At 63.4% G+C, this 25,788-nt stretch carries 25 protein-coding genes; 10 read left to right on the top strand and 15 right to left on the bottom strand.

The annotated features are described in order from the left end of the window. Window positions 1-20: 20 nt before the first annotated feature. Window positions 21-1,280, bottom strand: a complete 1,260-nt coding sequence (locus ABLE86_RS08865; protein WP_348778549.1) for an FAD-dependent oxidoreductase — start codon at window positions 1,278-1,280, stop codon at window positions 21-23. Window positions 1,281-1,327: 47 nt separating this feature from the next. After that, window positions 1,328-2,125 (bottom strand): shikimate dehydrogenase, encoded by a 798-nt coding sequence (locus ABLE86_RS08860; protein ID WP_348778548.1) that lies wholly within the window; start codon window positions 2,123-2,125, stop codon window positions 1,328-1,330. 144 nt (window positions 2,126-2,269) lie between these two features. Here ABLE86_RS08860 and ABLE86_RS08855 point away from each other — a divergent pair, with 144 nt between their 5' ends. Together ABLE86_RS08855 and ABLE86_RS08850 are read left to right on the top strand one after the other, a co-directional pair. Beyond that, window positions 2,270-3,184 (top strand): LysR family transcriptional regulator, encoded by a 915-nt coding sequence (locus ABLE86_RS08855; RefSeq protein WP_348778547.1) that lies wholly within the window; start codon window positions 2,270-2,272, stop codon window positions 3,182-3,184. A gap of 185 nt (window positions 3,185-3,369) precedes the next feature. Next, window positions 3,370-3,615, top strand: coding sequence for a DUF411 domain-containing protein (locus tag ABLE86_RS08850; RefSeq protein ID WP_348778546.1), 246 nt, complete (start codon window positions 3,370-3,372; stop codon window positions 3,613-3,615). Window positions 3,616-3,758: 143 nt separating this feature from the next. On the opposite strand, the gene ABLE86_RS08845 is transcribed toward ABLE86_RS08850, so the two are convergent. The 7 genes from ABLE86_RS08845 to ABLE86_RS08815 all read right to left on the bottom strand — a co-directional run bounded on the left by ABLE86_RS08845 (window position 3,759) and on the right by ABLE86_RS08815 (window position 11,035). Continuing rightward, on the bottom strand, window positions 3,759-4,661 hold the full coding sequence (locus ABLE86_RS08845) for a carbohydrate ABC transporter permease (protein ID WP_348778545.1): 903 nt from the start codon (window positions 4,659-4,661) through the stop codon (window positions 3,759-3,761). Window positions 4,662-4,677: 16 nt separating this feature from the next. After that, the gene (locus ABLE86_RS08840; protein ID WP_348778544.1) at window positions 4,678-5,610 is read right to left on the bottom strand and encodes a sugar ABC transporter permease; all 933 of its coding nucleotides are present in this window, start codon (window positions 5,608-5,610) and stop codon (window positions 4,678-4,680) included. A gap of 73 nt (window positions 5,611-5,683) precedes the next feature. Next, the gene (locus ABLE86_RS08835) at window positions 5,684-6,991 is read right to left on the bottom strand and encodes an ABC transporter substrate-binding protein (protein WP_348778543.1); all 1,308 of its coding nucleotides are present in this window, start codon (window positions 6,989-6,991) and stop codon (window positions 5,684-5,686) included. 146 nt (window positions 6,992-7,137) lie between these two features. After that, window positions 7,138-8,205: a sn-glycerol-3-phosphate ABC transporter ATP-binding protein UgpC gene (gene ugpC / locus ABLE86_RS08830; protein ID WP_348778542.1), complete on the bottom strand. Its 1,068-nt coding sequence runs from the start codon at window positions 8,203-8,205 to the stop codon at window positions 7,138-7,140. 146 nt (window positions 8,206-8,351) lie between these two features. Then, window positions 8,352-9,344 (bottom strand): D-erythronate dehydrogenase, encoded by a 993-nt coding sequence (gene denD / locus ABLE86_RS08825; RefSeq protein ID WP_348778541.1) that lies wholly within the window; start codon window positions 9,342-9,344, stop codon window positions 8,352-8,354. A gap of 45 nt (window positions 9,345-9,389) precedes the next feature. Beyond that, window positions 9,390-10,160 (bottom strand): FadR/GntR family transcriptional regulator, encoded by a 771-nt coding sequence (locus tag ABLE86_RS08820; RefSeq protein WP_348778607.1) that lies wholly within the window; start codon window positions 10,158-10,160, stop codon window positions 9,390-9,392. Window positions 10,161-10,297: 137 nt separating this feature from the next. Next, a complete protein-coding gene (locus tag ABLE86_RS08815) occupies window positions 10,298-11,035 on the bottom strand; it encodes an IclR family transcriptional regulator (protein WP_348778540.1) in 738 nt (245 codons plus the stop codon). A gap of 159 nt (window positions 11,036-11,194) precedes the next feature. Between ABLE86_RS08815 and ABLE86_RS08810 the strand changes: the two genes are divergently transcribed. The 6 genes from ABLE86_RS08810 to ABLE86_RS08785 all read left to right on the top strand — a co-directional run bounded on the left by ABLE86_RS08810 (window position 11,195) and on the right by ABLE86_RS08785 (window position 16,333). Beyond that, window positions 11,195-11,950, top strand: a complete 756-nt coding sequence (locus ABLE86_RS08810; RefSeq protein ID WP_348778539.1) for an ABC transporter ATP-binding protein — start codon at window positions 11,195-11,197, stop codon at window positions 11,948-11,950. Further along, window positions 11,943-12,689: an ABC transporter ATP-binding protein gene (locus ABLE86_RS08805; RefSeq protein ID WP_348778538.1), complete on the top strand. Its 747-nt coding sequence runs from the start codon at window positions 11,943-11,945 to the stop codon at window positions 12,687-12,689. The genes ABLE86_RS08810 and ABLE86_RS08805 overlap by 8 nt, the downstream gene beginning before the upstream one ends. A 25-nt stretch (window positions 12,690-12,714) precedes the next feature. Next, window positions 12,715-13,920, top strand: coding sequence for an ABC transporter substrate-binding protein (locus ABLE86_RS08800; RefSeq protein WP_348778537.1), 1,206 nt, complete (start codon window positions 12,715-12,717; stop codon window positions 13,918-13,920). A 65-nt stretch (window positions 13,921-13,985) separates the two neighbouring features. Then, a complete protein-coding gene (locus ABLE86_RS08795) occupies window positions 13,986-14,873 on the top strand; it encodes a branched-chain amino acid ABC transporter permease (protein WP_348778536.1) in 888 nt (295 codons plus the stop codon). A 1-nt stretch (window position 14,874) separates the two neighbouring features. Then, window positions 14,875-15,855, top strand: coding sequence for a branched-chain amino acid ABC transporter permease (locus tag ABLE86_RS08790; protein WP_348778535.1), 981 nt, complete (start codon window positions 14,875-14,877; stop codon window positions 15,853-15,855). A gap of 127 nt (window positions 15,856-15,982) precedes the next feature. Then, on the top strand, window positions 15,983-16,333 hold the full coding sequence (locus tag ABLE86_RS08785) for a DUF2200 domain-containing protein (RefSeq protein ID WP_348778534.1): 351 nt from the start codon (window positions 15,983-15,985) through the stop codon (window positions 16,331-16,333). 56 nt (window positions 16,334-16,389) lie between these two features. On the opposite strand, the gene ABLE86_RS08780 is transcribed toward ABLE86_RS08785, so the two are convergent. The 6 genes from ABLE86_RS08780 to ABLE86_RS08755 form a co-directional block, all read right to left on the bottom strand. Continuing rightward, on the bottom strand, window positions 16,390-17,580 hold the full coding sequence (locus ABLE86_RS08780; protein WP_348778533.1) for a serine hydrolase: 1,191 nt from the start codon (window positions 17,578-17,580) through the stop codon (window positions 16,390-16,392). Window positions 17,581-17,625: 45 nt separating this feature from the next. Further along, on the bottom strand, window positions 17,626-18,555 hold the full coding sequence (locus ABLE86_RS08775) for a MurR/RpiR family transcriptional regulator (RefSeq protein WP_348778532.1): 930 nt from the start codon (window positions 18,553-18,555) through the stop codon (window positions 17,626-17,628). A 118-nt stretch (window positions 18,556-18,673) separates the two neighbouring features. Continuing rightward, window positions 18,674-20,347 carry an ABC transporter ATP-binding protein gene (locus ABLE86_RS08770; protein WP_348778531.1) on the bottom strand — a complete coding sequence of 558 codons (1,674 nt, stop codon included), beginning with the start codon at window positions 20,345-20,347 and terminating at the stop codon, window positions 18,674-18,676. Then, on the bottom strand, window positions 20,344-21,195 hold the full coding sequence (locus ABLE86_RS08765; protein WP_348778530.1) for an ABC transporter permease: 852 nt from the start codon (window positions 21,193-21,195) through the stop codon (window positions 20,344-20,346). Before ABLE86_RS08765 ends, ABLE86_RS08770 begins: the two co-directional genes overlap by 4 nt. An 11-nt stretch (window positions 21,196-21,206) precedes the next feature. After that, window positions 21,207-22,145 carry an ABC transporter permease gene (locus tag ABLE86_RS08760; protein ID WP_348778529.1) on the bottom strand — a complete coding sequence of 313 codons (939 nt, stop codon included), beginning with the start codon at window positions 22,143-22,145 and terminating at the stop codon, window positions 21,207-21,209. A 64-nt stretch (window positions 22,146-22,209) separates the two neighbouring features. Next, window positions 22,210-23,757, bottom strand: a complete 1,548-nt coding sequence (locus ABLE86_RS08755) for an ABC transporter substrate-binding protein (RefSeq protein WP_348778528.1) — start codon at window positions 23,755-23,757, stop codon at window positions 22,210-22,212. 319 nt (window positions 23,758-24,076) lie between these two features. On the opposite strand from ABLE86_RS08755, the gene ABLE86_RS08750 reads away from it, so the two are divergent. Both ABLE86_RS08750 and ABLE86_RS08745 read left to right on the top strand, forming a co-directional pair. Beyond that, the gene (locus tag ABLE86_RS08750) at window positions 24,077-24,787 is read left to right on the top strand and encodes a hemerythrin domain-containing protein (RefSeq protein WP_348778527.1); all 711 of its coding nucleotides are present in this window, start codon (window positions 24,077-24,079) and stop codon (window positions 24,785-24,787) included. Window positions 24,788-24,968: 181 nt separating this feature from the next. Beyond that, window positions 24,969-25,760, top strand: a complete 792-nt coding sequence (locus tag ABLE86_RS08745; protein ID WP_348778526.1) for a glutathione S-transferase family protein — start codon at window positions 24,969-24,971, stop codon at window positions 25,758-25,760. Window positions 25,761-25,788: the final 28 nt, after the last annotated feature.

The following is a 25,788-nucleotide window of genomic DNA, read 5'->3' as shown; positions in this document are numbered from 1 at the left end:
CCCCGCTCCTCCCCGCGCCGTCAGATGACGGCGCCCTGCCCTTCCAGTGTCTTTTGCAGCGTTGCAACGTCCGTGTGCCCCACGACGGCGAGTGCGGCGGAAACGCCGGCCGCATGCCCGGTGGCGAACGCTGTGCCCATGACGCGGATCGAGCCATATGCCTTCGAGTCAGCGCCGATGACCCGTCCGGCCAGTCGAAGGTTGGCGATCTCCGCAGCCTCGATCGCGCCGGCGCGCACGTCGAAGAAGCCTTCCCCGCCGATATCCACGAAACGTGCCTTGCCCGGGGACTCGTGAACCTCCATGGGCCAGCTCGCGCGTGCGATGCCATCCGCATGGCGGCGGCCTTCGACGACATCCTGCTCGACCACATCGGCCCGCGAGAACGGCCGCCGCGTCTCGCGGATTCCCATCTGCGGGCCGGTCGAGACCAGATAAGCCTTCTCGAAACCGGGGTGGCGACGCAGGACTTCCAGGTTCAGCCAGGCGAGCTCGCGCGCCTTGAACTCGACCTCGGTCAGGCTCTCGCCGGTGATGCCGTCGGTTTCCAGGTCGATCGCCATCCACCACATGTCGTTGGTGAGCGGCAGGCGCGAGACGACGCCGCCGTCGGCCCGCAAGATCGGCATTTCGGCCGTCTTGTTATGCTCGGCGATGAGCTCGGCCATGATCTTTCGATCAAAAACGACATCTTCGGGAACCCCACCGATGCGTATGGGAAAGGATGCCGCCTGCAGATGCGCGTTCTCACCGCCCGGCTGGCTCAGCGGCGCGCCGGCCAGCGTCGCAAGGGTCGCCTCGCCGCTGGCATCGACGAAAGCGCCAGCTTCGACGGTCGTTATGCCGGAATGGTCGACAAGCGTCACAGAGCGGATACGGTCGCCATCCACCTCGGCGCCCAACAAGCGCGTGTGCAGGCGCACATCGAGTGCGTTCCTCCGCGCCAGACGGTCGAAGCCGAGCTTGGTTGCTTCCGGATCAAGCATGATGATCCAGTAGCCGCTCTTCGAAACGATCGGGGCAATATCGATGCCCAGCGCCTTCAGCTCCAGGAGCAGGTCCTGGCCGACGCCTGACACCATCTGCCTTGCCGTTTCGCCGCGCGCGAAGAAGCCGCAATAGGCGAGAACCTGCGCGTTGGTGGCCGCTCCGCCCATGAAGCCGTAGCGTTCGACCAGAAGCGTCCTGGCGCCGGTGCGGGCTGCGCCTACGGCGGCGGCGATGCCGCCGGCGCCCGCGCCGACCACCACCACATCATATTTCTGAACCGTCTTAGTCATGAATCTCGTGCGATACGCCTTTGCTGAAAATCGTCTCGGGGCGCGCGTTAAATCACGCCCATATGGCCGCCTAGCAGCGCGAGCTGCGCCTTCGCCATCTGCGGCCCGGTCTGAATCTGGAGGCCGCGCGCCTTCGCGGCCGCAAGGAACGGCGTCACCTCCGGCGAGGTAACCACGTCTGCGACGAGGGCCGACGCCTTGAGCCCGGCCAGCGCGTCTCCCACAAGCGGAAGCGGATCGCCTTGCTTCATGCCCAGCGGCGTTGCGTTCACGACCAGGTCGAGCATGCCGAGGTCGCCCGCCTGTGTGCCTATCTCGGTCGCCGGGAATTCGGCGCGCAGAAGGCCGGCAAGGCGTTCCGCCCGGGCGGCATCGATGTCGGATATCGCAAGCGAGGCGGCGCCCGCTTCGCAGAGCGCGTGGGCGATCGCGCTGCCCGCGCCGCCACCGCCGATGACCAGCGTGCGCTTGGCTGCAGGCTCGAAGCCGTTTCGTCGCGCGGCCTCGACGAAGCCGAGCCCGTCGACCATATCGCCCGTCAGCCTGCCATCGGCCTCGCGCCGGACAACATTGGCGGCGCCGAGCAGGGCTACCCGCGGCGTGATCTCGTCAATGCCGGCCGCGACTGCCTGCTTGTGCGGTATCGTCACCACGAACCCGTCCAGGTTCTTCCATTGCCGTGCCAGCGACAGGAAGTCCGCAACGCCTTCCGGCGCCATGTCCATCGCGATCATCGCCACATCGCTGCCGGACTGTTCGAACGCCGCATTGAAATTTTCCGGCGACTTAACCTGCGCCACCGGCGAACCGATAATCGCGACGATGCGCGTGCTGCCCTTGATCATGCCTGCATCCCACGCGGCCGAAGGCATCACATGGCCTTGCCGCGGTTCAGAACATGACGGCCTTCCCTCTCGCGGGCCAATAGATTATGAGATGCGACCTATAATGCGAAGTTATAGAGTTTCGCGCATTTCGGGACTGAAGTAATGGCCAGGCCGCTATTGAAGCAGAGGCAGATCGAGGTTTTCCGCGTCGTGATGGCGACGGGCTCGCTCACCTCGGCCTCGCAGCAGCTCGGCGTCTCGCAACCCAGTCTCAGCATGACGGTCCGCCGCTTCGAGGACGAGATCGGCGCCAGGCTGTTCGAGCGCATCGGCGGCCGATTGGTTCCCACCGAGGAAGCGAAGCTCATTCTGGTGGAGGTGGAGCGGGTCTACGGCCAGTTCGACCGGCTTTCGGAAGCCATCCACTCGATCGCAACGGGCGACTCCTCCGTCTTCCGCTTCGGCACCACGCCCAGCATCGGCATGCGGCTGGTGCCGAAGGCCCTGAAGATTCTCAGGGAGCGCTACAGCTCGCGCACCTTCCATTGCGATTTCCTTTCACAGAAGGATATCCGCGACTACCTGCTCTTCGGCCAGGGATCCTGCGTGACCACGATCGCCGAAGCGAACGATCCGACGCTCGAGACGGCAGTGATTGGGAGAGGCAAGCTCGTCTGCCTGATGCCGCGCACCCATCCGCTGGCTCACCACAGCGCGATTTCGCCGCGCATGCTCGGCGACGAGGTGCTGATCTCCTTCGGCTCTGACACGCCCCATGGCCGCTATATCGACGCCACCTATGCGCGGGCAGGCGTCAGCCGCAAGACCGACGTGTTCGTCCATTTCGTCGAGGCGGCGATCTCCTTCGTCTACGAGAATATCGGCGTTTCGATCATAGACGAGTTTTCCGCCATGGATTGCGAGCGGATGGAACTGGTGGCCGTTCCGGTCGAGAATAGCGTGGAGATTCCCGCCTATGTGCATTGGTGTCGGTTTCGTCCTCGCCCCAAGGCGACCGACGAACTGGTCCAGGCGCTGACAGGCGTCGCACGCTCGCGCGGGATAGGCACCGCCTGACCCGCTTGCCTCTATGGTCCTGGATGGCCCTGTTTCAGATGCCGCCCATGCAGAGGTATTTCATTTCAAGGTAGTCCTCGAGGCCGTGGCGGGAGCCCTCCCGCCCGATGCCGGACTGCTAGGCGGGATACGACGTAAGGTCCGTTGACCTGGAGGACCTGTCGCAGGTCAGGAAACAGGCCGGCGTGCCCTCCGCAATGGAAGGCTGCCATGTCGCCGCGGTCGACGGGTATTTCCTGGGAGGCCACGTGCCGCTTGAGGCTGTTGACAAGCTTCTTAGCGAACGGCCGGACGTCGCGGGCATCGCGGTCCCGGGCATGCCGGAAGGATCGCTTGGAATGGGCGATGATCCCAAGGCCACGTACAACGTCTACGCCGTACCGCGCGACAAGACAGTTCGCCCGTCTCTCTTCTACCGCGCGGGCGGATAGGACTGGGTGCGAGGGCGACAGCAAAGAATACGCCGCAGAGAAGAAGACCGCACTTGATCACACGTGCTCAGTAACTTCTTGCAAAACGGCCGCAGTCACAGGAGGCGTCGGTATCGTCCTTGCTCCTTCGAGTCTGGACAACCCTATTCCTTCACCGCGCCGGTCATGGACGAGACATAGTAGTCGACGAAGAAGGAATAGAGGATGACGACCGGCAGCGAGCCGAAGAGCGCGCCCGCCATGAGCGATCCCCATTCGAAGACGTCGCCGCGCACGAGTTCCGTCAGCACGCCCACGGGCACCGTCTTGTTCTCCGACGACTGGATGAAGGTGAGCGCGTAGATGAACTCGTTCCACGACAGCGTGAAGGCGAAGATGCCCGCGGAAATAAGGCCGGGAACTGCAAGCGGGAGGATGATCTTGACGAGGATCTGCCAGCGCGAGGCGCCGTCCACCAAGGCGCTTTCCTCCAGTTCGAACGGGATCGAGCGGAAGTAGCCCATCAGCAGCCAGGTGCAGAAGGGGATGAGGAAGGTCGGATAGGTGAAGATCAGCGCCAGCCGCGAATCGTACATGCCGAGCTTGAAGACGATGAAGGCGAGCGGGATGAAGAGGATCGACGGCGGTACGAGATAGGCAAGGAAGACGAGCAGGCCGACGGAGCGCGACCCGGTGAAGCGCACACGCTCGATTGCATAGGCGCCGAAGACCGAGGCCGCGAGCGACAGGACGGTCGAGCAGACGGCGACCAGCATGGTGTTCCACAGCCAGCCTGGATAAGAGGTTTCGAAGAGCAGGTACCTGATGTGATCCAGCGTCGCCCCGACGACCCAGAACGGGCTGTAGTTGTTGTAGTCGGTGAGCTGCGCATTCGGTTTCACCGCCGTGATGGCCATCCAGTAGAACGGAAAGAGCAGCACCACGACGAAGACGGCGATCGGCAGGTAGAGAACGACCATGCGGCGCGGCAGGCGGTTCAGGTAGCTCATCCCCTCCTTGTCGTCAGTGAGGACATCATCCGCCGAGATCCTGGTTGTGGTGCTCATGGTCTTCCTCCCGATCTCAATCCTGGCCGCCCTGCTGCCATTTGCGGCGTTGCAGGCCGAAGAAACTGAACATGATGGCGCCGAGCAGGAAGGGCACCATCGCCACCGCGATCGCCGCGCCCTCGCCGAGCTGCCCGCCCGGAATGCCCCGCTGGAAGGAAAGCGTCGCCATGAGGTGTGTCGCGTTCACCGGCCCGCCCTTCGTCAGCACGTAGATGAGCTGGAAGTCGGTGAAGGTGAAGAGGACGGAGAAGGTCATGACCACGGCGATGATCGGCGTCAGCATGGGCAGCGTCACATAGCGAAAGCGCTGCCAACTCGTGGCGCCATCGAGCGACGCCGCCTCCTGCAGCGAGGCGGGAATGGTCTGGAGACCGGCGAGCAGCGAGATCGCGACAAAGGGAATGCCGCGCCAGACATTCGCTGCGATGACCGAGGCACGAGCATTCTTCGGGTCGCCGAGGAAGTTGATCGGGCCGTCTATGAGGCCGAGCTTCATCAGCGACCAGGAGAGGATCGAAAACTGGCTGTCGTAGATCCACCAGAAGGCGAGCGCCGACAGCACCGTCGGCACCACCCAGGGGAGAAGAACGATGGCACGGAAGAAGGACTTGAACGGCAGATTTTCGTTGAGAAGCAGCGCCAGCCACAGGCCGAGCGCAAATTTCAGCACGGAGGCCACTGAGGTGTAGAGCAGCGTATTGAAGACCGAAAGCCAGAAAACCTTGTCGTTTGCCAGGAACTCGTAGTTCTCCAGTCCGATGAAGATGCCGTCCCGGCCGATTCGCGTATCGGTGAAGCCAAGCCACACGCCAAGGCCAAGCGGATAGGTGAGGAAGCAAACGAGGAACACCGCCGCCGGCAACATGAAGAGGAAGCCGAGCACATTGTTGTTCTGCATCAGCGCCACAAGGGCGGATGGCGGCTTACCGGACGGCACGATGGACATCGACTTCTCCTGCTGGCCTGATCTGGAAGTCCCGGCGGCGCAACGCCGCCGGGCTCTGAAGCGACGCGCCCAGTCAGACGCGATAGTAGCGATTGGCGCGGCGCTCGGCTTCCGCCGCCGCCTCCTCGGGCGTCATCTGGCCAGTCACGGCTGCCGCGAACATGTCGACGAGCACGTAGTCGGCCATAACGCCCGCGGAGGCATAGCCCAGCGGACCGGCATGGCCGTTCGGGCGCAGCGTCTCCGAAGCACGCGCATAGGGCGCGTGGATCGGGTCGGCCGTCCATACCGGGTTGCCGGCGAAGGCCTTGAGCGGTTGGCAGCAATAGGCGCTGGCCCCCGTGATCCAGGCGTTCATCTGGTCGGCTTCCATCATGAACTTGATGTAGGCCTTGGCCGCTTCCGGATACTTTGTGTGGCTGAAGAGCAGGAGCGAACTCGTCTGATGCAGTTCGACGCTCTCGCCGACCGGGCCGATCGGGAAGTTGGTCGTACGCATGTCCGCCGCGATCTCGGCGAGCGCAGGATCCTTCTTCGCCGCGTAATAGACCGAAACGCCGTTGGCGATCAGCGACACCTGGCCGGCCAGGAAGGCGCGGTTGTTGTTGATGTCCTGCCAGCTCTCGGTGCCGGGAATGAACGTCTCGTAGAGCGCCTTGGCATAATTGATCGCCTTGATCGTCTCCGGGCTGTTGATGGTAACGGCACCGCCCTCGTCGACCATCTTGCCGCCATGGCTCCACAGCAGCCAATGGGCGTAGTTGTTGCCGTCGCCGACGGCCTTGCCGTGCGGGAAGCCGGCGGGAGTGCCCTTGGCCTTCAGCGCCTTGCAGAGTTCAAGGAAGCCGTCCGTATCCTTCGGGAATTCCTTGAATCCCGCAGCCTCCATGTGGCTCTGGCGGTAGACGACAGCATTGCCGATGGCCGTCAGCGGCATGGCGATGAACTTGTCGCCGCGTGCGGCATAACCCTTCATGCCATCGTACCAGCCGCCGTACTTGCCGCCGAGATAGTTGGCGAGTTCCGTCAGGTCGACGAGCTTGTCAGGATACTGGTGGGCATCATCGAACCAGCACATGACCATGTCCGGGCCGGAACCGACATTGGCGGCGACTGCGGCCTTGGGTCGGATATCTTCCCAGCTTTCCTTGTCGACCCGGACCTCGACCCCGGTCGCCTCGGTGAACTTCTTGGTGTTGGCGAGCCAGGCATCCTCGTCGCCCTGTACGAACGGTGTCCAGCGCAGGAGACGAAGACTGGCGCCCTCCTCCGGCTTGTAGGTCGGCTCGGCCGCCTGGGCGAAGCTCGGACGGATGCCAAGGCCGGCAAGACCGGCCACGGCGGCGGATGCTGCAAGAAAATCGCGTCTTTTGAACGTCATCTGCACTCCTCCTTGGATGCGGGCTTTGCTCGTTCAAACATTTGCCGTCCCGCTTCGGCGAATGTCTTGCACCGGTGCCCGGCCTGACCGGGACCCATTCACCGCCGGCGCCTTCGGACCCTTCCTCCCGACGGCGCAGGCGATGTTCAGTCGACGAGCCTCTCGCCCGTCTCCGCATCGAACAGATGCACGTGGTTCGCATTGATGGCGATGCGGATCGTCTCGCCGACGCGGACATTCACCCGCTCGCGGAAGACGCAGGTGACCTCCGCGCCGCCAAGCCTGACGACCAGCTGCGTCTCGTAGCCGGTGGGTTCGATCACCACGACCTCGGCCGGCAGGCCGGCCGCGTCGAGGGCGATGTATTCGGGCCTGAGGCCATAGACGAGGCCCCGGCCTCTGGCGGCGTCGGCCGGACGGGCGACCGGCAGGCGCGTGCCGTCCGCGGTGACGAACGCTTGGGCATCGTCGGGGTCGAGCCGGCCGTTGATCATGTTCATCGCAGGTGAACCGATGAAGCCCGCGACGAAGAGATTCGCCGGATTGTCATAGAGGTCGAGCGGCGCGCCGATCTGCTCCACGATGCCGTCATGCATGACGACGATCTTGTCGGCCATTGTCATGGCCTCGATCTGGTCGTGAGTGACGTAGACCGTTGTCGTCTTGAGGCGCTGGTGGAGTCCCTTGATCTCAGAGCGCATGGCAACACGCAGCTTCGCGTCGAGGTTGGAGAGCGGCTCATCAAACAGGAAAACCTGCGGATCGCGCACGATGGCGCGTCCCATCGCCACGCGCTGGCGCTGGCCACCCGAAAGCTGGCGTGGATAGCGCCCCAGAAGCTTGGAAAGGCCGAGGATATCGGCTGCCTTCGCGACACGACTGTCGATTTCGGATTTCGGGCTGTTGGCGAGCATCAGCGAAAAGGCCATGTTGGCGGCGACGGTCATGTGCGGATAGAGCGCGTAGTTCTGGAACACCATCGCGATGTCGCGCTCTTTCGGCGGCAGCGAATTGACGACCCGATCGCCGATGCGGATCTCGCCGGCGGTGATGTTCTCCAGCCCGGCCAGCATGCGCAGCAGCGTGGACTTGCCGCAGCCGGACGGGCCGACCAGGATCACGAACTCACCGTCCTCGATCTCGATATCGACGCCCTTGATAACCGGAACGGCTCCGAAGGATTTCCTCACATCGACGAAGTCAACGCCTGCCATATACGTTCCTCCCAGAACCGGTTTGTCGGGCTGGACCACGGCGAGCCCTCCTCAAGGCCCTTGCACCATGGTCGACAGCCACGAACTACCCCCGCCCGACGAGCGGCATTTTCGTCGCCATCACCGTCATGGTCAGCACCCGCCCGTCAGCCATGTCCGATGCGCCCCTGCAGTTCGTCCTCGATATGGATGCGGATGATCTCGTCGAATGTGCTCTCGGCCTTGAACCCGAGTTCGCTCGCGCGCTGCGCGTCGAAGTCGGTCGCCCAACCCGCAACGATGCGGCGGATCACCGGATCCGGCTCACGCCGGATCAACGCAACCGTCTTCGGCCCGGCGATACGGGCGAGCGCTTCGATTTCCTCGCCCACGAGGGCTGAAAGGCCGGGCATCGTGAGATTGCGGCGCGGGCCGATGCGCACGGTATCCAAGCGCGCGGCATGGACGAAAAAGCCAACCGCCGAGCGAGGACTTGCGAACCAGTGACGCACGCTCTCGTCCACCGGAAGCACGGCCTCCTTTCCCGCAAGCGGTTCGCGCAGGATATTGGAGAAGAAGCCGGAAGCCGCCTTGTTCGGCTTTCCCGGACGAATGCATATGGTCGGCAACCGGATGCCGACGCCGTCGAAAAATCCCCTGCGCGTATAGTCGGAAAGAAGCAGTTCGCAGATCGCCTTCTGCGTGCCGTAGCTCGTAAGCGGGGTCGTAAGGAATGTATCGCCGATCTTTTCCGGGAAGGGCTCGCCGAACACTGCAATCGACGAAGCGAAGATGACCCTCGGCTTGTAGTGCGCCTGCATGCCCTCCTGCCGGATCGCCTCGAAGAGGAAACGCGTGCCGTCGAGGTTCACCCTGTAGCCAAGGTCGAAATCGGCCTCGGCCTCGCCCGACACGATGGCCGCGAGATGGAAGATGACATCGGGCCGCTTTGCAACAAGGGTCGCGGCAACACCGGGCTCCGAAAGATCGAGCGCCAACGCGGAGGCGACAGTCGAAAGCTCGGCTGGAACCGGCGGCTCGACGACATCCACCAGCGTCATTGCCTCGACCTCATAGCCGAGCGCGCCGGGGGCGGCTGCGATCTTCTCTACCAGCTTGCGGCCGATCATGCCGGCCGCTCCGATCACCATTACATGCATATGCGGCGGACCTCCTCCGTCGTGCCTGTCCGGTAGACCGGACCTTCAGTCCTGCTCTCCTCTCGAAACCTTCATGCGGCTGCTGGCGTGCGCGACCAGTTCCTTGGTGGTCGCGTAGATGCGCAGCAGATGTCTGTGGAACGCTTGCGTGACCGCCTCACGGTCACGCCGGCGCAAACCCTCCAGTATCTCCAGATGGTCGTGATAACTGGCGGCGATCGCGCCCGGCTGTGACATGGCCGAGCGGCGGAAATCCATCATGTAAGTGTAGAGATCGGTGACGAAATCGGCGAGCAGCGGGTTGCCACACGACCGGTAGATCGCGATATGAAACTCCCGATCGCAGATGAGGAAACGCATGGCGTCGTCGCCGCCGACGCGGTGAGCCTCCAGAAGGCCCTCGAGCTTGGCGATGGTTTGATCGTCGATCGCCTCGGCCGCGTCGCCCACCACCTTCAATTCGACGTGCAGGCGCGCCGCATGCACGGATTCCAGATCGTAGCTGTCGATGGCGTTCGACGAAACGATCGTCACCGGCAGGTGGCTGAGGTCAATGTTGCTGACGCGCGTGCGGCTGCCCTGGGCCACCTCGAGGATATTGCGGGCGGCAAGCTGCTGGATGGCGCCGCGCACGGTTTCCCGGCTCACATGCATGACATTGGCAAGCTCGCGCTCGCCCGGCAGATCATCCCCCGGCCGCAGCAGGTTGGTCGCGATCAGGACCATGATCTTCTCGGCGATGAGGTCGCGGGCGGTGCGTCGGTCGAGCGACTTTCCCACCTTCGGCATTTCGACCAGCACGGGGCGTTCGCCCATCGCCATTCCGGTCCCCTCCCGCTGATCTACTGGTTGGTCCAGTAGATCAGTTGCTAGCAAAGCCGGAAACGCAAAGTCCGTCAAGGCAGGTTCTTGTATGGTTACTGTGGCGTGAGGTGAACCATGCGCCGGTAGGATCAAACTTCTATGTCCCTGATACGAGCGGCGGCCGCTCGAAGATGCTTTACCAGCGCTTCGCGATTGTCCTGCATGCGGTAGATCGGGCCTGCGACGGCAAGCCCGTAGCGACGCCCGCCCGCCACGACGGGGACGCCCAACCCCATCACGTCCGGTGTGGTTTCCGCCGAATCCTCGCACCAGCCACGAATCATCGATGCTTCGAGATCGGCCGCCAGTTCCCGGGCATCTCTCTTTGTGGCGTTCTGGTAGGGGAAATACCGCAGCGCCTGCAGGATGCCTGCCCGTTCCGCCGGGTCATAGGTGGTGAGAATGGCCTTGCCGCTCGACGTCGTGTAGATGGGGCGCCGCTCGCCGATCTTGGCAAAGTAGCGGATGGGAGCGGTGGATTCCACGACATCGACATAGACGACGTCGTCCTGTTCGCGGGCAGCTAGCACCGCTGTTTCGCCCGTTGCTGCAGCGAGCGCTTCCAGTTGGCCATGGATACGCGCCGTCAACGGATCTCCGTCCATCATTGAACGCGCCAGTTCGAGCAACCTCTGGGTTGGATAATAGCCGCCTCGCGGCTTCGTCTCGTACAGGAAGCCACGGGTCACCAGCGTCTCGATGACGTTGAATGTGCTCGACTTGGGTATGCCCAACGCCTCGGATAACGCCGTCAGCGTCAGCGGTGATCGCTCCCGCGCATAGATTTCGAACAAGTCGAGGACGTTGTCGATCTGCCTGACGCGCATTGAGCCTCCACTGGCGCTCGGTGATACTGTCGAAACACTAGCGCAATATTTCATGACTGTGAACTTCTTTGCTCAGTATTGAATTGACACCGGAAGAAAGGCCAAATAGCGTCAGTCCAAATGGGCGCAAGACCCAGCGGGAACATACCGGGAGGACTGATGGCCGATGACATAATCCTGTCTGCCAATGGCCTGACGAAGGAGTTCAAGGGCTTCGTCGCTGTCGATGGCGTGGACCTTAAGGTGCGTCGCGGCACCATCCATGCGCTTATCGGCCCGAATGGCGCAGGAAAGACCACCTGCTTCAATCTGCTGACCAAGTTCCTGAGCCCGACACGCGGGTCGATCGTCTACAAAGGGCAGGACATCACCAACCGCAAGCCGGCCGATATCGCCCGCCTTGGCCTGATACGCTCCTTCCAGATTTCAGCCGTCTTTCCGCACATGAGCGTGCTGGAGAACGTCCGCATCGCCCTGCAGCGGCAAAGGCGGGATTCGTTCAATTTCTGGAAATCGGAACGTGCGCTCGACGAGCTCAACGGCCGCGCCCGGGAGCTTGTCGAAGCCGTCGGGCTTTCGGAGTTTGTGGATTCGGTCGCCGGCGAGCTGTCCTACGGCCGCAAACGCGCGCTCGAAATCGCCACCACGCTCGCGCTGGACCCGGAAATGATGCTGATGGATGAGCCGATGGCAGGCATGGCCGCCGACGATGTGGACCGCATCACCCAACTGATCCGCCGCGTCTCGAGAGACCGGACGGTGCTGATGGTCGAGCACAATCTGTCGGTCGTCTCGACCCTGTCCGACTTCATCACGGTGCTTGCTCGCGGCAAGGTCCTGGCCGAGGGCGACTATGGGACGGTCTCGAAGGACCCGCGCGTTCTTGACGCCTATATCGGTGCCGGCCATGCATGACGCTGCTGCAAGCCAATCTGCTTCACCCTCCGCAGCGACGGAACCGCTGCTTGCCGTGCGCGACCTCAACGCCTGGTATGGCGAGTCACATGTGCTTCACGGGATGGCATTCGATGTCTATCCGGGCGAAGTGGTCACGTTGCTCGGCCGCAACGGTGCGGGCAAGACCACAACGCTCAAGTCGATCATGGGCGTGATCGAGAAGCGCCGGGGTTCCATCCGTTTCCACGGCAGCGAACTGGTTGGCCTCGCCTCCCGCCAGATTGCCAGGAAGGGCATCGCCTGGTGCCCGGAGGAGCGGGGGATCTTCTCGAGCCTCGATGTGAAGGAGAATCTCCTGCTGCCGCCGGTCGTTGCGCCAGGCGGCTTTACCCTGGAGCAGGTCTTCGAGCTCTTTCCCAATCTCAAGGAGCGTCTGCACAGCCAGGGCACCAAGCTTTCCGGCGGCGAACAGCAGATGCTGGCAATCGGCCGCATCCTGCGCACGGGCGCGCGCCTGCTGCTCCTCGACGAGCCGACCGAGGGGCTTGCGCCTGTGATTGTCCAGCAGATCGGCCACATGATCCGAAAGCTGAAGGCGATGGGTTTCACCATCGTTCTGGTCGAGCAGAATTTCCACGCCGCCGCGACCGTTGCCGACCGTCACTACATCGTCGAGCAGGGGCGCATCGTGGACGAGATTGCCGATGACCGGCTGGAGGCCAGCATGGGCAAGCTTCATCGCTATCTTGGCATCTGAGGGTTAACACAAGGGAGAGAGGAAAATGAAGGTCGCGAAACTAATCCTGGCCGCCGCCACGGCGGCTCTGATGACGGGCAGCGCGCTGGCCCAGGAAAAGATCGATGTGAAGCTTGGCGTGCTGAACGATCGGTCCGGCACCTATGCCGACCTCTCGGGCGAAGGCTCGGTCGTCGCCGCGAGGATGGCGGCAGAGGATTTCAAGGCGGCAGACAAAGGCATCAATGTCGAAGTGATCTCTGCCGATCACCAGAACAAGCCGGACATCGGCTCGAGCATCGCCCGCCAGTGGTATGATCAGGACGGCGTCGATGTCATCCTTGACGTGCCGACCTCTTCGGTGGCGCTCGCGGTCAGCGAGATCACCAAGGAAAAGAACAAGATCTTCATCAATTCCGGCGCCGGCGCGTCCGACCTCACCGGCAAGGCATGCTCCCCCAACACCGTCCACTGGACCTACGACACCTGGGCGCTGGCCAACGGCACCGGCAGCGCCATGGTGAAGGCGGGCGGCGACAGCTGGTTCTTCCTGACGGCCGACTATGCATTCGGCCATGCGCTTGAGCGCGACACCGCCGCCGTGGTCGAGAAAGCCGGGGGCAAGGTGCTCGGCAGCGTGCGCCATCCCTTCCCGGGCCAGGACTTCTCGTCCTTCCTGCTGCAGGCCCAGAGCTCGGGCGCCAAGGTCATCGGCCTGGCAAATGCCGGCGCCGACACCACAAATGCCATCAAGCAGGCCGCCGAGTTCGGCATCGTTCAGGGCGGCCAGAAGCTCGCTGGCCTGCTGACCTTCGTCACCGACGTCAAGGCACTCGGCCTCAGCACCGCCCAGGGCCTCGTGCTGACGGAAGCCTTTTACTGGGACCAGAACGATGGCACGCGGGAGTTTTCCAAGCGCTTTGCCGAGAAACACGGCGGCGCCATGCCGACAATGGTTCAGGCCGGCGTCTACGCCTCCGTGCTGCACTACCTGAAGGCGGTCGAGGCGACCAAGAGCAAGGATGCCGCCACCGTGATGGCCAAGATGAAGGAAATCCCTTCCGACGACCCGCTGTTCGGCAAGGGTGAGGTTCGCGCTGACGGCCGCCACATCCACGACATGTATCTGTTCGAGGTCAAGAAGCCGGAAGAATCCAACGGCGATTGGGACCTCTACAAGACAGTCGCCACCATCCCGGCCGCTGAAGCCTTCCGCCCGTTGGCAGATGGCGGCTGCAGTCTGGCCCAGTAACATCGTAACGGCTTGCCCGGGAGCGCGTCAGCTCCCGGGTCACACCCTTACCGGAACAAGGTCCGATGGCTGAAATTCTTGGCATTCCCGCCGCCGCACTCTACGGTCAGCTGCTGCTCGGCTTCATCAATGGCGCTTTCTACGCAACGCTGAGTCTCGGCCTTGCGGTGATCTTCGGGCTTCTCAACATCATCAACTTCACCCACGGCGCCCAATACATGATGGGAGCGTTCGTCGGCTGGATGCTGCTCACCTATCTGGGCATCGGTTATTGGCCCGCACTTGTCCTGGCGCCGCTGATCGTGGGGGTTGTCGGCATGGTCATCGAACGAACGATGATTTCGCGGCTCTACAAGCTCGACCATCTCTACGGCCTGCTTCTGACCTTCGGCCTCGCGCTGATCATCGAGGGCCTGTTCCGCAATGCCTATGGCGTGTCAGGCCTCGCCTATGCCATCCCACCCCAGTTGTCAGGCGGCATCAATCTCGGTTTCATGTTCCTGCCGCTCTATCGGGGCTGGGTGGTGGTGGCTTCGCTTATCGTCTGTCTCGCCACCTGGTTCGTGATCGAAAAGACCAGGCTGGGGGCCTATCTTCGTGCTGCCACGGAAAATCCGACACTGGTGCAGGCATTCGGCATCAACGTGCCCCTGCTCGTCACGCTCACCTACGGATTTGGCGTTGCCCTTGCCGGCTTCGCGGGCGTGCTGGCCGCGCCGATCTATGCCGTCAATCCGATGATGGGCTCGAACCTCATCATCGTGGTTTTCGCGGTCGTCGTCATCGGCGGCATGGGCTCCATCCTTGGCGCCATCGTCACCGGTTTCGCGCTCGGCCTTGTCGAGGGCCTGACCAAGGTCTTCTATCCGGAAGCCGCCGCAACCGTCATTTTCATCATCATGGCGATCGTGCTCCTGGTGAAGCCGGCCGGCCTGTTCGGAAGGGAGGCCTGACATGAGCGTTGAAGCAGAACCGGTAGCCGGCGCCGCTCTTGCCGAGCGGGCTGGCCGCGGCAAACGCCTGCACGTGATGATTTTCCTCGGCCTCGCCGCCTTTCTTCTGGTCGCGCCGGGCCTGCTTTATCCGTTCTTCCTGATGAAGCTCCTGTGCTTCGCTTTGTTTGCCTCTGCCTTCAACCTCCTGCTGGGGTATGGCGGGCTGCTGTCGTTCGGCCACGCCGCCTATTTCGGCATGGCAAGCTATGTCTCGGCGCATGCCGCCAAGGTCTGGGGATTTTCGCCCGAGCTCGCCATACTCGCCGGCGTGCTCACCGCGGCCGTCCTCGGCCTCGTCTTCGGCGCCCTCGCCATCCGTCGCCAGGGCATCTACTTTGCGATGGTCACCCTCGCCTTTGCCCAGATGATCTATTTCTTCGCATTGCAGGCGCCCTTTACCGGAGGCGAGGATGGCATTCAGGCGGTTCCGCGAGGCTATCTGTTCGGCCTGCTCGACCTCTCCAACACCATGACGCTCTACTACGTCGTGGCGGCCATCTTCCTGCTCGGGGTGCTCCTCATTCATCGCATCGTCCACTCCCCCTTCGGACAGGTGTTGAAGGCGATCCGAGACAATGAAGCGAGGGCTGTGTCGCTAGGCTACCGCACCGACCACTACAAGCTGGCGGTGTTCGTGCTGTCGGCCACTTTGTCGGGCCTTGCCGGCGCCACCAAGGCGATCGTGGTCCAGCTGGCGTCGCTCACCGATGTCTACTGGGGGATGTCCGGCGAGGTCGTACTGATGACGTTGCTCGGTGGCATGGGAACGATATTCGGCCCAATGGTCGGTGCTGCCATCATCATCACAATGCAGAATTATCTGGCCAGCCTCGGCGCCTGGGTCACCGTGGTGCAGGGCGTCGTTTTCGTCATCGCCGTACTGATGTTCCGCGAAGGCATCATCGGCGTGCTCTCAAAGTGGCTCAAGCGGCCGCTGTGACAGCGATCGCCGGCGCCCTGAAGGCGCGCACGCAGGGGTCCTTGTGCTGCCACACTGCCTCCGAGGGTGGGCAAATTGATCTCGGCTACATTCGATCCGGTGATCCCCGGAAAGCCTTGGAGGACGCATGGCAAAGCACCGCATCTATTCTGTCAGCGTGGCCAGCGTTTACCCCCATTATGTCGCGAAAGCGCAGAAAAAGGGTCGCACGAAAGCAGAGGTCGATGAAATCATCCGTTGGCTGACGGGATATAGCCAAGAGACGCTAAAGGACCAGTTGGCGAAGAACACAAGCTTCGAGGACTTCTTTGCGCAAGCGCCTCAGTTGAATCCCTCGCGTTCGCTGATTTTGGGAGTGATCTGCGGGGTTCGTGTAGAAGACATCCAGGAACCCCTGATGCGGGAAATTCGCTACCTGGACAAACTGATCGACGAACTCGCCAAGGGAAGGACGATGGAGAAAATCCTGCGGAAATAGCCTGGTAAATGGCTATTTCCGCCGGGGCTTCAACGCTCGGTTCCGCAAGCGGCGCTCTACGACGACAACGCCTCTCGAATGGCCCTGACCGCCGCGAGCGCGGTGCGGGTGCGCGTGGTGCTGACGAATTCCGGCCAACTGGAGAGGATGACGGCGGCGAAGTCCGCCTCCGGGTCGAGGTAGATCAGCTGCCCGAAGACGCCACGCGCCATATAGGCGCGGCGCTTGCTGTCCTCGATCCAGAACTGGTTGTGATAGGCCCCTTCCGGCAGCACTTCGTGATAGACGCCGCCGAAAAGTTCCGGCCGGGCGCCCGAGCGCGTTTCCTCGATCCAGGCAGCCGGAACGATGCGCCGGCCGTTGATCTCGCCGCCGCCCAGATGCAGCAGGGCAAAGCGCGCATAGTCGCGCAGGGTCGCGTTGAAGCCGCCGTCGCCGAGCGCGTAGCCAGCCGGGTCGACGGTGAAATAGGCGTCTTCCTCCGCCCCCATCGGCCCCCACAATTCGCGGCTCACCAGTTCGGCGAGCGGCATTCCGGCGGCGCGCTGCAGGACAAAGGACAGGACGTCCGTCTCGATCGAGCGATAGCGGAAGGAGGCGCCGTGCACGCACTCGGCTTCCTTCAGCGACAGGATCAGATCCCAGACATTCGACGGCCAGTTCGGGTCCCGGCGCTCCTTCCAGCCGCAGGCGGCGTCCATCTGCGCCATATGCGAGTCGAGCGCGGTGTAGGTCTCGTCGAAGACGACCCCGCTGGTCATGTCCAGCACATGCTGCACCGTCGCGCCGCGATAGGCGGTTGCCTCGAGCTCCGGCAGGTACTGGGTGACGGGCGCAGCCGGGTCGACCAGACCGCGGCCGATCAGAATGCCGGCGACCGTGCCGACCACCGATTTCGCCACCGACTGCGACAGATGCGGCGTGTGCGGCGTCATGCCGTTCAGGTAGCGCTCCGCGATCACCTTGCCGCGATGCAGCACCAGCATGCCGTCGTTATAGCTGGACTGCAGGAAGCCGCCGATCGTGTCGCTTCGCCCGTCCAGCTCGAAGCCGACCGCGTCGATGTCCTGCAGGTTCTCGGGCAGCGGGCTCGCTGGCCCCTGGCCGCGCCAGACCTGGGTCGTCGGCACCAGGTCGCGCACATGCTGAAACGTCCAGCGGTTCCACGGCGCACGGTCCCAGTCCTGCCGCGGGATGAGCGCTGCTCCCGGCTTTGTCGGGTCGCGGAACGGAGGAATGCTGGTCATCGCTTGATTTCTTTCGCTTCGTTTCATTCTGAGGCCGCCGGCGGCTCAATCCTTCCGGCGCAGATAGCTGCCGCCCACGAACTCGCCCAACAGGTTGCCCATGTCGCTCATCATTTCGAAGTTGCGCTTGGCCTTCGGTCCGAGCTTGGTCGCCACCGCATCGATCATCAGGTTGAGGACGGTGCTCAGGCTGGCCGTCGAATCCCAGAACGTCTTCACATGCGTGTGCGCCTCGAACACGAGACGCGTATAGGCGAAGGCCCAGTGGCTGAACTTGTCGGTGACGATGATGAGCGGCATTTCCATCGACTTCAGCTTTTCGGCGAGCTTGATGCCGCGAGCTGCGTAAGCGGCGGTGTCCACCATCACCACCAGGCTCTGCTTTGGATCGGCGGTTATGATCTCGCCGAAGGTGCCCGTCGCATTGTCGACGAAAATGACGTTCGGTCGGGCCCAGAGCAGGCGGCTGGCAAAATCCATCGCAAGGCCCTTGGACGCCTGGAAGCCGACGACGTAGACGGTGCGCGCCTCGGCGAGTGCGCTCGCGGCTTCGTCCCAGATGTCGGTCGTGGTCAGTGCATAGGCCTTGACGATGGCATCCAGCTCGAGGCGCAGGCTTTCCTGCAGCGCCTGCTGCTGGCCTTCGTGCATCTGGAACCGCGCCATGTAATCGTCGATGTCACTGTCCTTCTCGACAACCGAGACGCGCAGCCGGTTCTTGAGGTCACGCAGGTTCTCGAAGCCGAGGCCGCGAACGAACCGCGACACGGTCATCTCGCTGACACGAACCGCCTGCGCGATGCTCGAGCCGGTCTCGAAGGGCAGCGTCTGGATATTGTCGAGCATGTAGGCGGCAAGGTTCTGCTCGGACGGGGAAAAGTCGGGCATGCGCGCGCGAAGGATCGCCTCGAGGTCGATCTTTTCCTCGCTGCCGTTCGGCACCCCGGCACCCTTCCTGTTCCGCGCTTTTGCCACGATATCCCGCTCCTAGAAGTTGCCGACCTGTACCGCAGGCAGGCCCTGCCCCCAAATGCCCGCGCCGCACTCCATCTTTAGCAACTGGGCAAGGCCGGTGCCGTCATGGGTGACATATTCATCGAGACGCATTGTTCCAAACCGGTATTGAGACGGAAGCTGAGTTCACGGGCGCCAGTTGGGCCAGCGATCCGACGAGTTCCTGCGTGTAGGGATCTTGCGGGGCGGAAAGCACCTGTCGGGCCGGGCCGTTTTCGACGATCCGCCCGCCCTTGAACACATAGACGCGCTGGCAGATGCCGCTGACAACGGAGAGATCGTGGGAAATATAGAGCAGCGTCAGGGCGCGCTCCCGTTGCAGCCGAAGCAGCAGTTCGAGAATCTGTGCCTGGGTCGTAACGTCAAGTGCGGAGGTGATCTCGTCGGCGATCAGCAATTGCGGCTTGAGCGCCAGCGCCCGCGCAAGCCCGACGCGCTGGCACTGCCCGCCGGAAAGCTGGCGCGGTTTGCGGTCGCGAAGGGCACGCGGCAGCTCGACCATCTCCAGCAGTTCGTCGGCCTGCATCTGCGCCGTCCTGCGGTCGGCAAGGCCATGCCGCCAGATCGGCTCGGCCACGGCCTCGGCAATCGTCATGCGCGGGTTGAGCGAGTCGTAGGGATTCTGGAACACCATCTGCACGCGCCGGCGAAAAGCCGTGAGCGCATCGCCGCCGAGGTCATGGACGTCCTGTCCGTCGAGGCGGATCGCCCCGCTGCTAGGCTTGTTCTGGCGAATGATCGCGCGTGCCAGCGTGCTCTTGCCCGAGCCGCTTTCGCCGACGATGCCGACCGTCTCGCCGGCAGCGATCTGCAGGTCGATGCCATCGAGGGCAAGGAATGAGCTGCCCTTGCCCGCAAGGCCGCCGATCAGGTCGCGGCGGACGGGGAAGGATACCGACAGCTTTTCGACGCTGAGCAGCGGTGCGGCTTTTTCCGGATCCGCCGTCGCGCCGGGATAGGTCTTGCGGCTCGGCTGGGAATCGACCAGCAGCCTCGTATAGGGGTGCTGCGGGCGGCTGATGACATCGTCGATCGGTCCCTGTTCCACCACCTCGCCACTGCGCATCACCACCACGCGCGAACAGATGTCGGCGACGACGCCGAGATCGTGCGAGATGAGGATGATCGCCAGCCCGCGCTCGCGGTTCAGATCCTTGAGTAGCTTGAGGATGCGGGCCTGCACGGTGACGTCGAGCGCCGTGGTCGGCTCGTCGGCGATCAGCAGCTTCGGCCCGCAGCCGATGGCGGCGGCGATCATGGCGCGCTGCTTCATGCCGCCGGAAAATTCGTGCGGATAGGAGCGGGCGCGCTTTTCCGGTTCGCGGATACCGACATCGTCGAGCAACCGGATCGCCCGGCGCATTCCCTCGCGCTGGCCGATGCCGAGATGCCGGACCATGGGAGCTGCGATCTGCTTGCCGATGCGGCGCAGCGGATCGAGATGTGAGGCAGGGTTCTGGAAGATCATGCCGATATCGCGGCCGCGAATGGCGCACCAGTCGGCCTCGCCGAGGGTCAACAGGCCGCGGCCTTCCAGCCTCACCCGGCCGCTGGCCCGCGCCGCGCCGGGCAGCAGCCCCATGGCGGCGCGGCAGGTGACGGATTTGCCCGAGCCGCTCTCGCCGACGATGCCAAGGATCTCTCCCGGATGCAGGTGGAACGACACGCCTTTGACGGCGTCGAACTCGCCGAAGCCGACGGTGAGGTTCTCGACCTCGAGCAATGGCCGCATCATGTCTTCTGTCCTGCTCATGCCGTGGCCTGCCTGCGCTGCATCTGTCCAAGCCCGTCGCCCAGGAAGGCGAAGCCAAGGCCGAGCGAAATCGCCGCCAGACCCGGAAACAGGCAGATCCACCAGGCCTGCTGCACGAAGGCCTGCCCGTCGGCGATCATGACGCCCCATTCGGCGAGCGGCGGCTGCGCGCCCATGCCGAGGAAGCCGAAGCTCGCGCCGGCCAGCATCACCAGCACGGCATCGCTCACCGCATAGGCGATGATGGGGCCGATGGCATTGGGCAGCACGTGGCGGGTAAGGATCGCGACGGGCGAATAGCCGAGGCACTTGGCCGCCTGGATATATTCGCTTTCGCGGATCGTCAGCACTTCCGCCCGCACCAGCCGCGCATAGCTGACCCAGCCGACGAGGGTAAGCGCGATGACGAAATTGACCAGCCCGGGGCCCAGCACGCCCACGATTGCCAGCACCAGCACGAAGAAGGGAAAGGCGACGGTCAGGTCGTAGACGCGCATGAACAGGCTGTCGACCACGCCGCCGAAATAGCCGCTGAGCAGGCCGATCGTGGTTCCGATCAGAAGCGGCGGCAAGACGCCGATCACGCACAGGAACAGGTCGACCCGGCTGGCGAACAGAACGCGCGAGAAGATGTCGCGGCCGACCTGGTCGGTGCCGAACCAGTGCTCGGCGCTCGGCGGCGAAAGCATGTTCATGATGTCGATGGCGTCCGGATCGTAGGGCGCGATCATCGGACCCGCCAGCGCAAGGAACAGCCATCCGCCGAGGATGGCGATCGCCACCGTCATAGAGAGCGTCATCCGTCTGGCGCGCGGCGCGGTATCGGGCAGTGTCGAGGCATCGGCCATTTGCGGTCTCCTCAAAGCCGGACGCGCGGGTCGATGAAGGCGGTGAGCAGGTCGACGGCGAGCGTGACCAGAACGGTCGACATCGCAAAGACCAGCGTGAGGCCCTGCACGACATAGTAGTCGCGCCCCAGCAGCGCGCCGATCATCAGCGTGCCCAGGCCGGGAACGGCATAGACGGTCTCGACGATGATGGCGCCACCGATCATGAAGGCAACCATGACGCCGAGCAGGTTGAGCGTCGGCAGCACGGCGTTGGGCAGAACCGTGCGCCAGAAAATCTCCCGCTCGCTCGCCCCTTGAGCGCGGGCAGCCGTGACGAAGTCGGCCGTGGCCTTTTCGATCAGCGCCGCGCGCAGGCTCTGCGTCAGCACCGGCACCACCCAGATGGCCGTGGAAAGCGCCGGCAGGAAGAGGTGATGGAGATGCTCGGAAAACCCGACACCATAGCCCGACACCGGGAACCAGCCCAGGCTGACGCCGAAGAAGCGCGACATCATGATGCCCAGCCAGAAGACCGGGATGGTCAGGCCGGCGGTGCCGATGAGACGGGTGACCTGGTCGGCGGTCCCGCCGGGCTTGCGCGCGCTAAGGATCGCGAGCGCGACCGTCGGCGGCACGGCGAGGCACACCACATAGACGGTCAGGAACAGGGTCGGCCACATGAATTGATGGATGAGCTGGCTGACCGGCCGCTGGAAGCGCAGCGACTGGCCGATGTCGCCGCCAAGCAGGTTCATGAGATAGGTGAGGAACTGGCGCCAGAGCGGCAGGTCCAGCCCGTATTGGGAGCGGATGACCGCGATGGTCTCGGCACTTGCCCGATCGCCGGCGAGAAGCCTTGCCGGGTCGCCGGGCGCCATGTGCAGCAGCAGGAACGTCACGACGCTGATCCCGAGCAGCACGCCGGCGAGTTGTATCAGGCGCCGCGCGATGAGTTGCAGAAGGGCCAATCCGGTTCTCCGATTACAGCAGAGGCGACGCACTCTCGGGTGAAAGCGCGTCGCCTGTCTTGGCTCACTTCACGATGGAAGTGTCTTCCAGCGTCCACTGGAGGGTCGGGGTGAGCTTGATGCCCTCGATGCGCTTCGAATAGGCCACCGCATTCGGCGCGTAGTAGAGCGGAATCTGCGCGACTTCCTCGGTGGTGATCTTCTGGATCTCCTTGTAGATCTCCGCGCGCTTGGCCGTGTCGGTCTCGGTCGTACCCTTTTCGACCAGCTCGTCCACCTTCGGGTTCTCATAGAAGGTGTTGTAGGAGTTCGAGCCGCAGGAGCCGCACACCGCCCAGCGAACGGCGAGGTCGGGATCGGGAGTCTCGTTGTACCACCAGTTGGCCGCTGCGTCGTAGTCGCCCTTGCCAGTGGAATCCCACCAGGCGCCGCCGTCGACATTGACGATGACCGGCTTCAGCCCGATCGCCTGCCACTGCGCCTGGAGCAGCAATGCCATCTGCTGCTCGGTCGCCCCGGCGGTCGCGAGGATCTTCACCTCATGGCCGGCCATGCCGGACTCGGCCAGCAGTTCCTTCGCCTTGGCGGGGTCGTAGGGAATGCCCGGATATACGTCGTCGTGGAAATCGATGCTGCCCGGCAAGGTCGTGTTGGCGGGTTCGGCGTAGCCGCGCGTGATGGCCTTGGCCAGCGCCTTGTTGTCGATGGCGTAGGCGGCGGCCTGGCGCGCCTTCATGTTGGAGAAGGGCTCGCGCTTGTGGTTGAGCAGCGTCATGTAGATGGTGGTGGAGGGCTCGAGCCGCATGTCGATGTTATCGACGGTCTTCAGATCGTCGATCTGCGCCCACGGCACCGCACGCATCACGTCGACCTCGCCGGCCTTGAGCATGGCGACGCGGGTTTCGGGCGAAGCGATCTCGATCAACTCGACGCTGGCGTCCGACTTCGGATAGCCCTGGCGCCAGTAATGCGGATTGGGCTCCAGAACGAGCTTTTCGTTCGGCTTCCATTCCTTGACCGCATAGGGGCCAGAGGTCACGGGCGCCGTGGAGAACGCCTTTTCCTCGCCCTGCTTTTCGACATCGGCCTTGGACACGATGCCCATGTTCCAGATCTCGAGATTGCCGAGGAAGGGCGCGAAAGCCGATTTCAGCTTGACCACGACGGTCTTCGGATCGGCCGCGGTCACCGACTTCACTGCGCCCAGCGGTGCCGGATAGGCCGACTTCTTGTCGCTGCGGATGCGGTCGAGGCTGAAGGCCACGTCATCGGCGGTAATGGCCGAGCCGTCGGAGAACTGCGCGTCGCGCAGGTGGAAGGTGTAGGTGAGGCCATCGGCCGAAATGTCCCAGCTTTCGGCAAGTGCGGGCTCCAGCGCGCCGGTCTCGGGATCACGCCGCAGGAGGCGCGAGTAGAGCTGGCCATAGGTCTCGATGTTGCCGGCGGCTGCCGAGCGCATCGGGTCGAGCGTGGTGGTCTGGTAGGGCGAAACGATGCGGATGGTATCGGCGGCGAGCGCCGGAACCGCCGAGCCCAGCCCTATCGCCAGGAGGGCTGCGCCGCGCAACAACGCGCCCGACGCCTGCGCGCGGGAACTGCTCCAAAAACTCATCTTGTCCTCCTCCGGAACTGTTCATTGGGGTCCGCCAGGACCTTGGCGAAAGGTATGTGATATTAATCACATTGGTCAAGTGGCGTGTGAAGTTTTTAACATGACTGCATGAGCTAGCATGCGTTTGCGAGATCGGCCTTAGGGAACTGCCGACCGCCTCCAATCGACGAAGGGAACTGCTCCAGCACTCGCTGTCCCCCACCCGCTTGCATAGCAATTTTTTAGGAAACGGAAGGCTCGCTTAGCAAGCTTTTAGGAAGAGATGTCCGCGCCGGGGCCATAGAAGCTGCCGGCATAACTAGCAATCACGGAGCTTTTCATGAACCACGCACATCATCCCACCGAGGCCGTCGATCTCAATGGCCGCTACGACCTTTACGGCCCCATTCACAAAGGTCTTCGCAAGGCGCAGTGCGATCTTCTCGTCCGGCTGGGCAACACCGATTTTGCTGAATCCGGCGCGACGGCGCAGCTGCTGTCGGATCTGCGCGGCCTTCTGACCCTCGCAGCTGCTCATCTCGAGCATGAGGACGCCCATATACACAGCGCGCTGCGCGCCCGCGGGGTCGTCTCCACCGACCGCCTCGACCATCAGCATGATGACCATCGCGGCACTTTCGCCGAACTCGAGGCGCTCGTGGCGGCTATCGAGGCTGCAAAGCCGCACGAGCGCTCCGTCCTGGGCCGCCGGCTCTATTTGGCCTTTGCCACCTATATCGCGCACGACATCGAGCACATGCACGAGGAGGAGACCGTCGCAGCGCCGCAGCTGTGGTCGCTGTTTTCCGATGCGGAGCTGATGGCGATAGAAAACCGCATTGTCGGCTCGCTCTCTCCGGAAAAGGCAATGGCCTTCATGCGGCTGATGATCCCGGCCATCCAGCCGGCAGAGCGGGCCGCCATGCTCGGCGGCATGAAGCAGCAGGCGCCGCGCGAGGCCTTCGATGCAGTGATCGAATTCGCCGCCAGGCCGAACCTGTCGGCCGAGGAATTTGCCGATCTTGCGCGCCGTCTCGACCTTGTGGCCTGACCCCGCCCGGCATATCGATCCGCAACGGAACCCGCGATGCCGACGCTGGCTGCCGCCCGGCATCGTGGGGCCTGTGCGCGCGGCCAGAAGCGCGCGCCACCACCTGACGAGAACGGGAATTCTGCTATCGTTCGATTGCCGGTGAATGGCTCGTCGTCGAGGCCCGGCCATGGAGGGACGCTTGCAGAGTGAAATCGTCGTCTATCACATTCCCGTCTGCCCTTTTTCACAGCGGCTGGAGATTTTGCTTGAACTGAAGGGAAAGCGCGACGCGGTTCGCTTCTCGGTGGTCGATATCACGCGGCCGCGCGATCCGGCGCTTCTGGAGCTGTCGCGCAGGTCCACGGCGCTGCCGATCATGCAGACGCCGCACGGTGTGCTCAAGGAAAGCCTCGTCATTCTGCGCTTTCTCGACGAACTCTTCCCGGAAAAGCCGGTGGCGCGCTCCGATCCCTATGAGCGGGCGGTCGAATCGATGCTGATCGCCATGGAGGGCGATTTCACCACGGCTGGATACCGCTTCGTCATGAACCAGGATCGTGACCGACGCGCGGCCTGCCGAGATGCGATGGTCGCGCAATATCGCAGGCTGAACGATTTCCTGGAATGGCAGAACCCCGCCGGCACCTATCTGTTCGACCGCTTCGGTCTGGCGGAAGCGGTCTTCGCACCGCTTTTCATGCGCTTCTGGTTCTTGGATTACTACGAGAATTTCGACGTCGCCGATCTCGGCCTGGAACGGGTACGCCGCTGGCGCGAGGCCTGCCTCAGCCTTCCCGCCGCGCAGCAGGTCTGCAAGGAAGAGATCGTCAAGCTTTATTATGATTATGCGATGGGCGCACGCAACGGAGCGCTGCTTCCGGACCGCAGGGTTTCCAGCTTCGCCTTCGAGCCGCACTGGCAGGATCGGCCCTGGCCGCCGCGCGCGAAGTACGGCCGGCCTGCCACGGATTCCGAGCTCGGCCTCGCTTAGCACCAGTCCGCATCCGAGCGATTACCGG

Source organism: Mesorhizobium sp. KR2-14 (assembly GCF_040049255.1).
Lineage (GTDB): Bacteria > Pseudomonadota > Alphaproteobacteria > Rhizobiales > Rhizobiaceae > Pseudaminobacter.
This window is presented reverse-complemented; position numbering and strand designations above follow the sequence as displayed.

Excerpts from the sequence above, each read along its gene's own strand:
- ABLE86_RS08865 (WP_348778549.1), bottom strand. The coding sequence starts at position 1,280 with ATGACTAAGACGGTTCAGAAATATGATGTGGTGGTGGTCGGCGCGGGC.
- ABLE86_RS08860 (WP_348778548.1), bottom strand. The coding sequence starts at position 2,125 with ATGATCAAGGGCAGCACGCGCATCGTCGCGATTATCGGTTCGCCGGTG.
- ABLE86_RS08855 (WP_348778547.1), top strand. The coding sequence starts at position 2,270 with ATGGCCAGGCCGCTATTGAAGCAGAGGCAGATCGAGGTTTTCCGCGTC.
- ABLE86_RS08845 (WP_348778545.1), bottom strand. The coding sequence starts at position 4,661 with ATGAGCACCACAACCAGGATCTCGGCGGATGATGTCCTCACTGACGAC.
- ABLE86_RS08840 (WP_348778544.1), bottom strand. The coding sequence starts at position 5,610 with ATGTCCATCGTGCCGTCCGGTAAGCCGCCATCCGCCCTTGTGGCGCTG.
- ABLE86_RS08835 (WP_348778543.1), bottom strand. The coding sequence starts at position 6,991 with ATGACGTTCAAAAGACGCGATTTTCTTGCAGCATCCGCCGCCGTGGCC.
- ugpC (WP_348778542.1), bottom strand. The coding sequence starts at position 8,205 with ATGGCAGGCGTTGACTTCGTCGATGTGAGGAAATCCTTCGGAGCCGTT.
- denD (WP_348778541.1), bottom strand. The coding sequence starts at position 9,344 with ATGCATGTAATGGTGATCGGAGCGGCCGGCATGATCGGCCGCAAGCTG.
- ABLE86_RS08820 (WP_348778607.1), bottom strand. The coding sequence starts at position 10,160 with ATGGGCGAACGCCCCGTGCTGGTCGAAATGCCGAAGGTGGGAAAGTCG.
- ABLE86_RS08815 (WP_348778540.1), bottom strand. The coding sequence starts at position 11,035 with ATGCGCGTCAGGCAGATCGACAACGTCCTCGACTTGTTCGAAATCTAT.
- ABLE86_RS08810 (WP_348778539.1), top strand. The coding sequence starts at position 11,195 with ATGGCCGATGACATAATCCTGTCTGCCAATGGCCTGACGAAGGAGTTC.
- ABLE86_RS08805 (WP_348778538.1), top strand. The coding sequence starts at position 11,943 with ATGCATGACGCTGCTGCAAGCCAATCTGCTTCACCCTCCGCAGCGACG.
- ABLE86_RS08800 (WP_348778537.1), top strand. The coding sequence starts at position 12,715 with ATGAAGGTCGCGAAACTAATCCTGGCCGCCGCCACGGCGGCTCTGATG.
- ABLE86_RS08795 (WP_348778536.1), top strand. The coding sequence starts at position 13,986 with ATGGCTGAAATTCTTGGCATTCCCGCCGCCGCACTCTACGGTCAGCTG.
- ABLE86_RS08790 (WP_348778535.1), top strand. The coding sequence starts at position 14,875 with ATGAGCGTTGAAGCAGAACCGGTAGCCGGCGCCGCTCTTGCCGAGCGG.
- ABLE86_RS08785 (WP_348778534.1), top strand. The coding sequence starts at position 15,983 with ATGGCAAAGCACCGCATCTATTCTGTCAGCGTGGCCAGCGTTTACCCC.
- ABLE86_RS08780 (WP_348778533.1), bottom strand. The coding sequence starts at position 17,580 with ATGACCAGCATTCCTCCGTTCCGCGACCCGACAAAGCCGGGAGCAGCG.
- ABLE86_RS08770 (WP_348778531.1), bottom strand. The coding sequence starts at position 20,347 with ATGAGCAGGACAGAAGACATGATGCGGCCATTGCTCGAGGTCGAGAAC.
- ABLE86_RS08765 (WP_348778530.1), bottom strand. The coding sequence starts at position 21,195 with ATGGCCGATGCCTCGACACTGCCCGATACCGCGCCGCGCGCCAGACGG.
- ABLE86_RS08755 (WP_348778528.1), bottom strand. The coding sequence starts at position 23,757 with ATGAGTTTTTGGAGCAGTTCCCGCGCGCAGGCGTCGGGCGCGTTGTTG.
- ABLE86_RS08750 (WP_348778527.1), top strand. The coding sequence starts at position 24,077 with ATGAACCACGCACATCATCCCACCGAGGCCGTCGATCTCAATGGCCGC.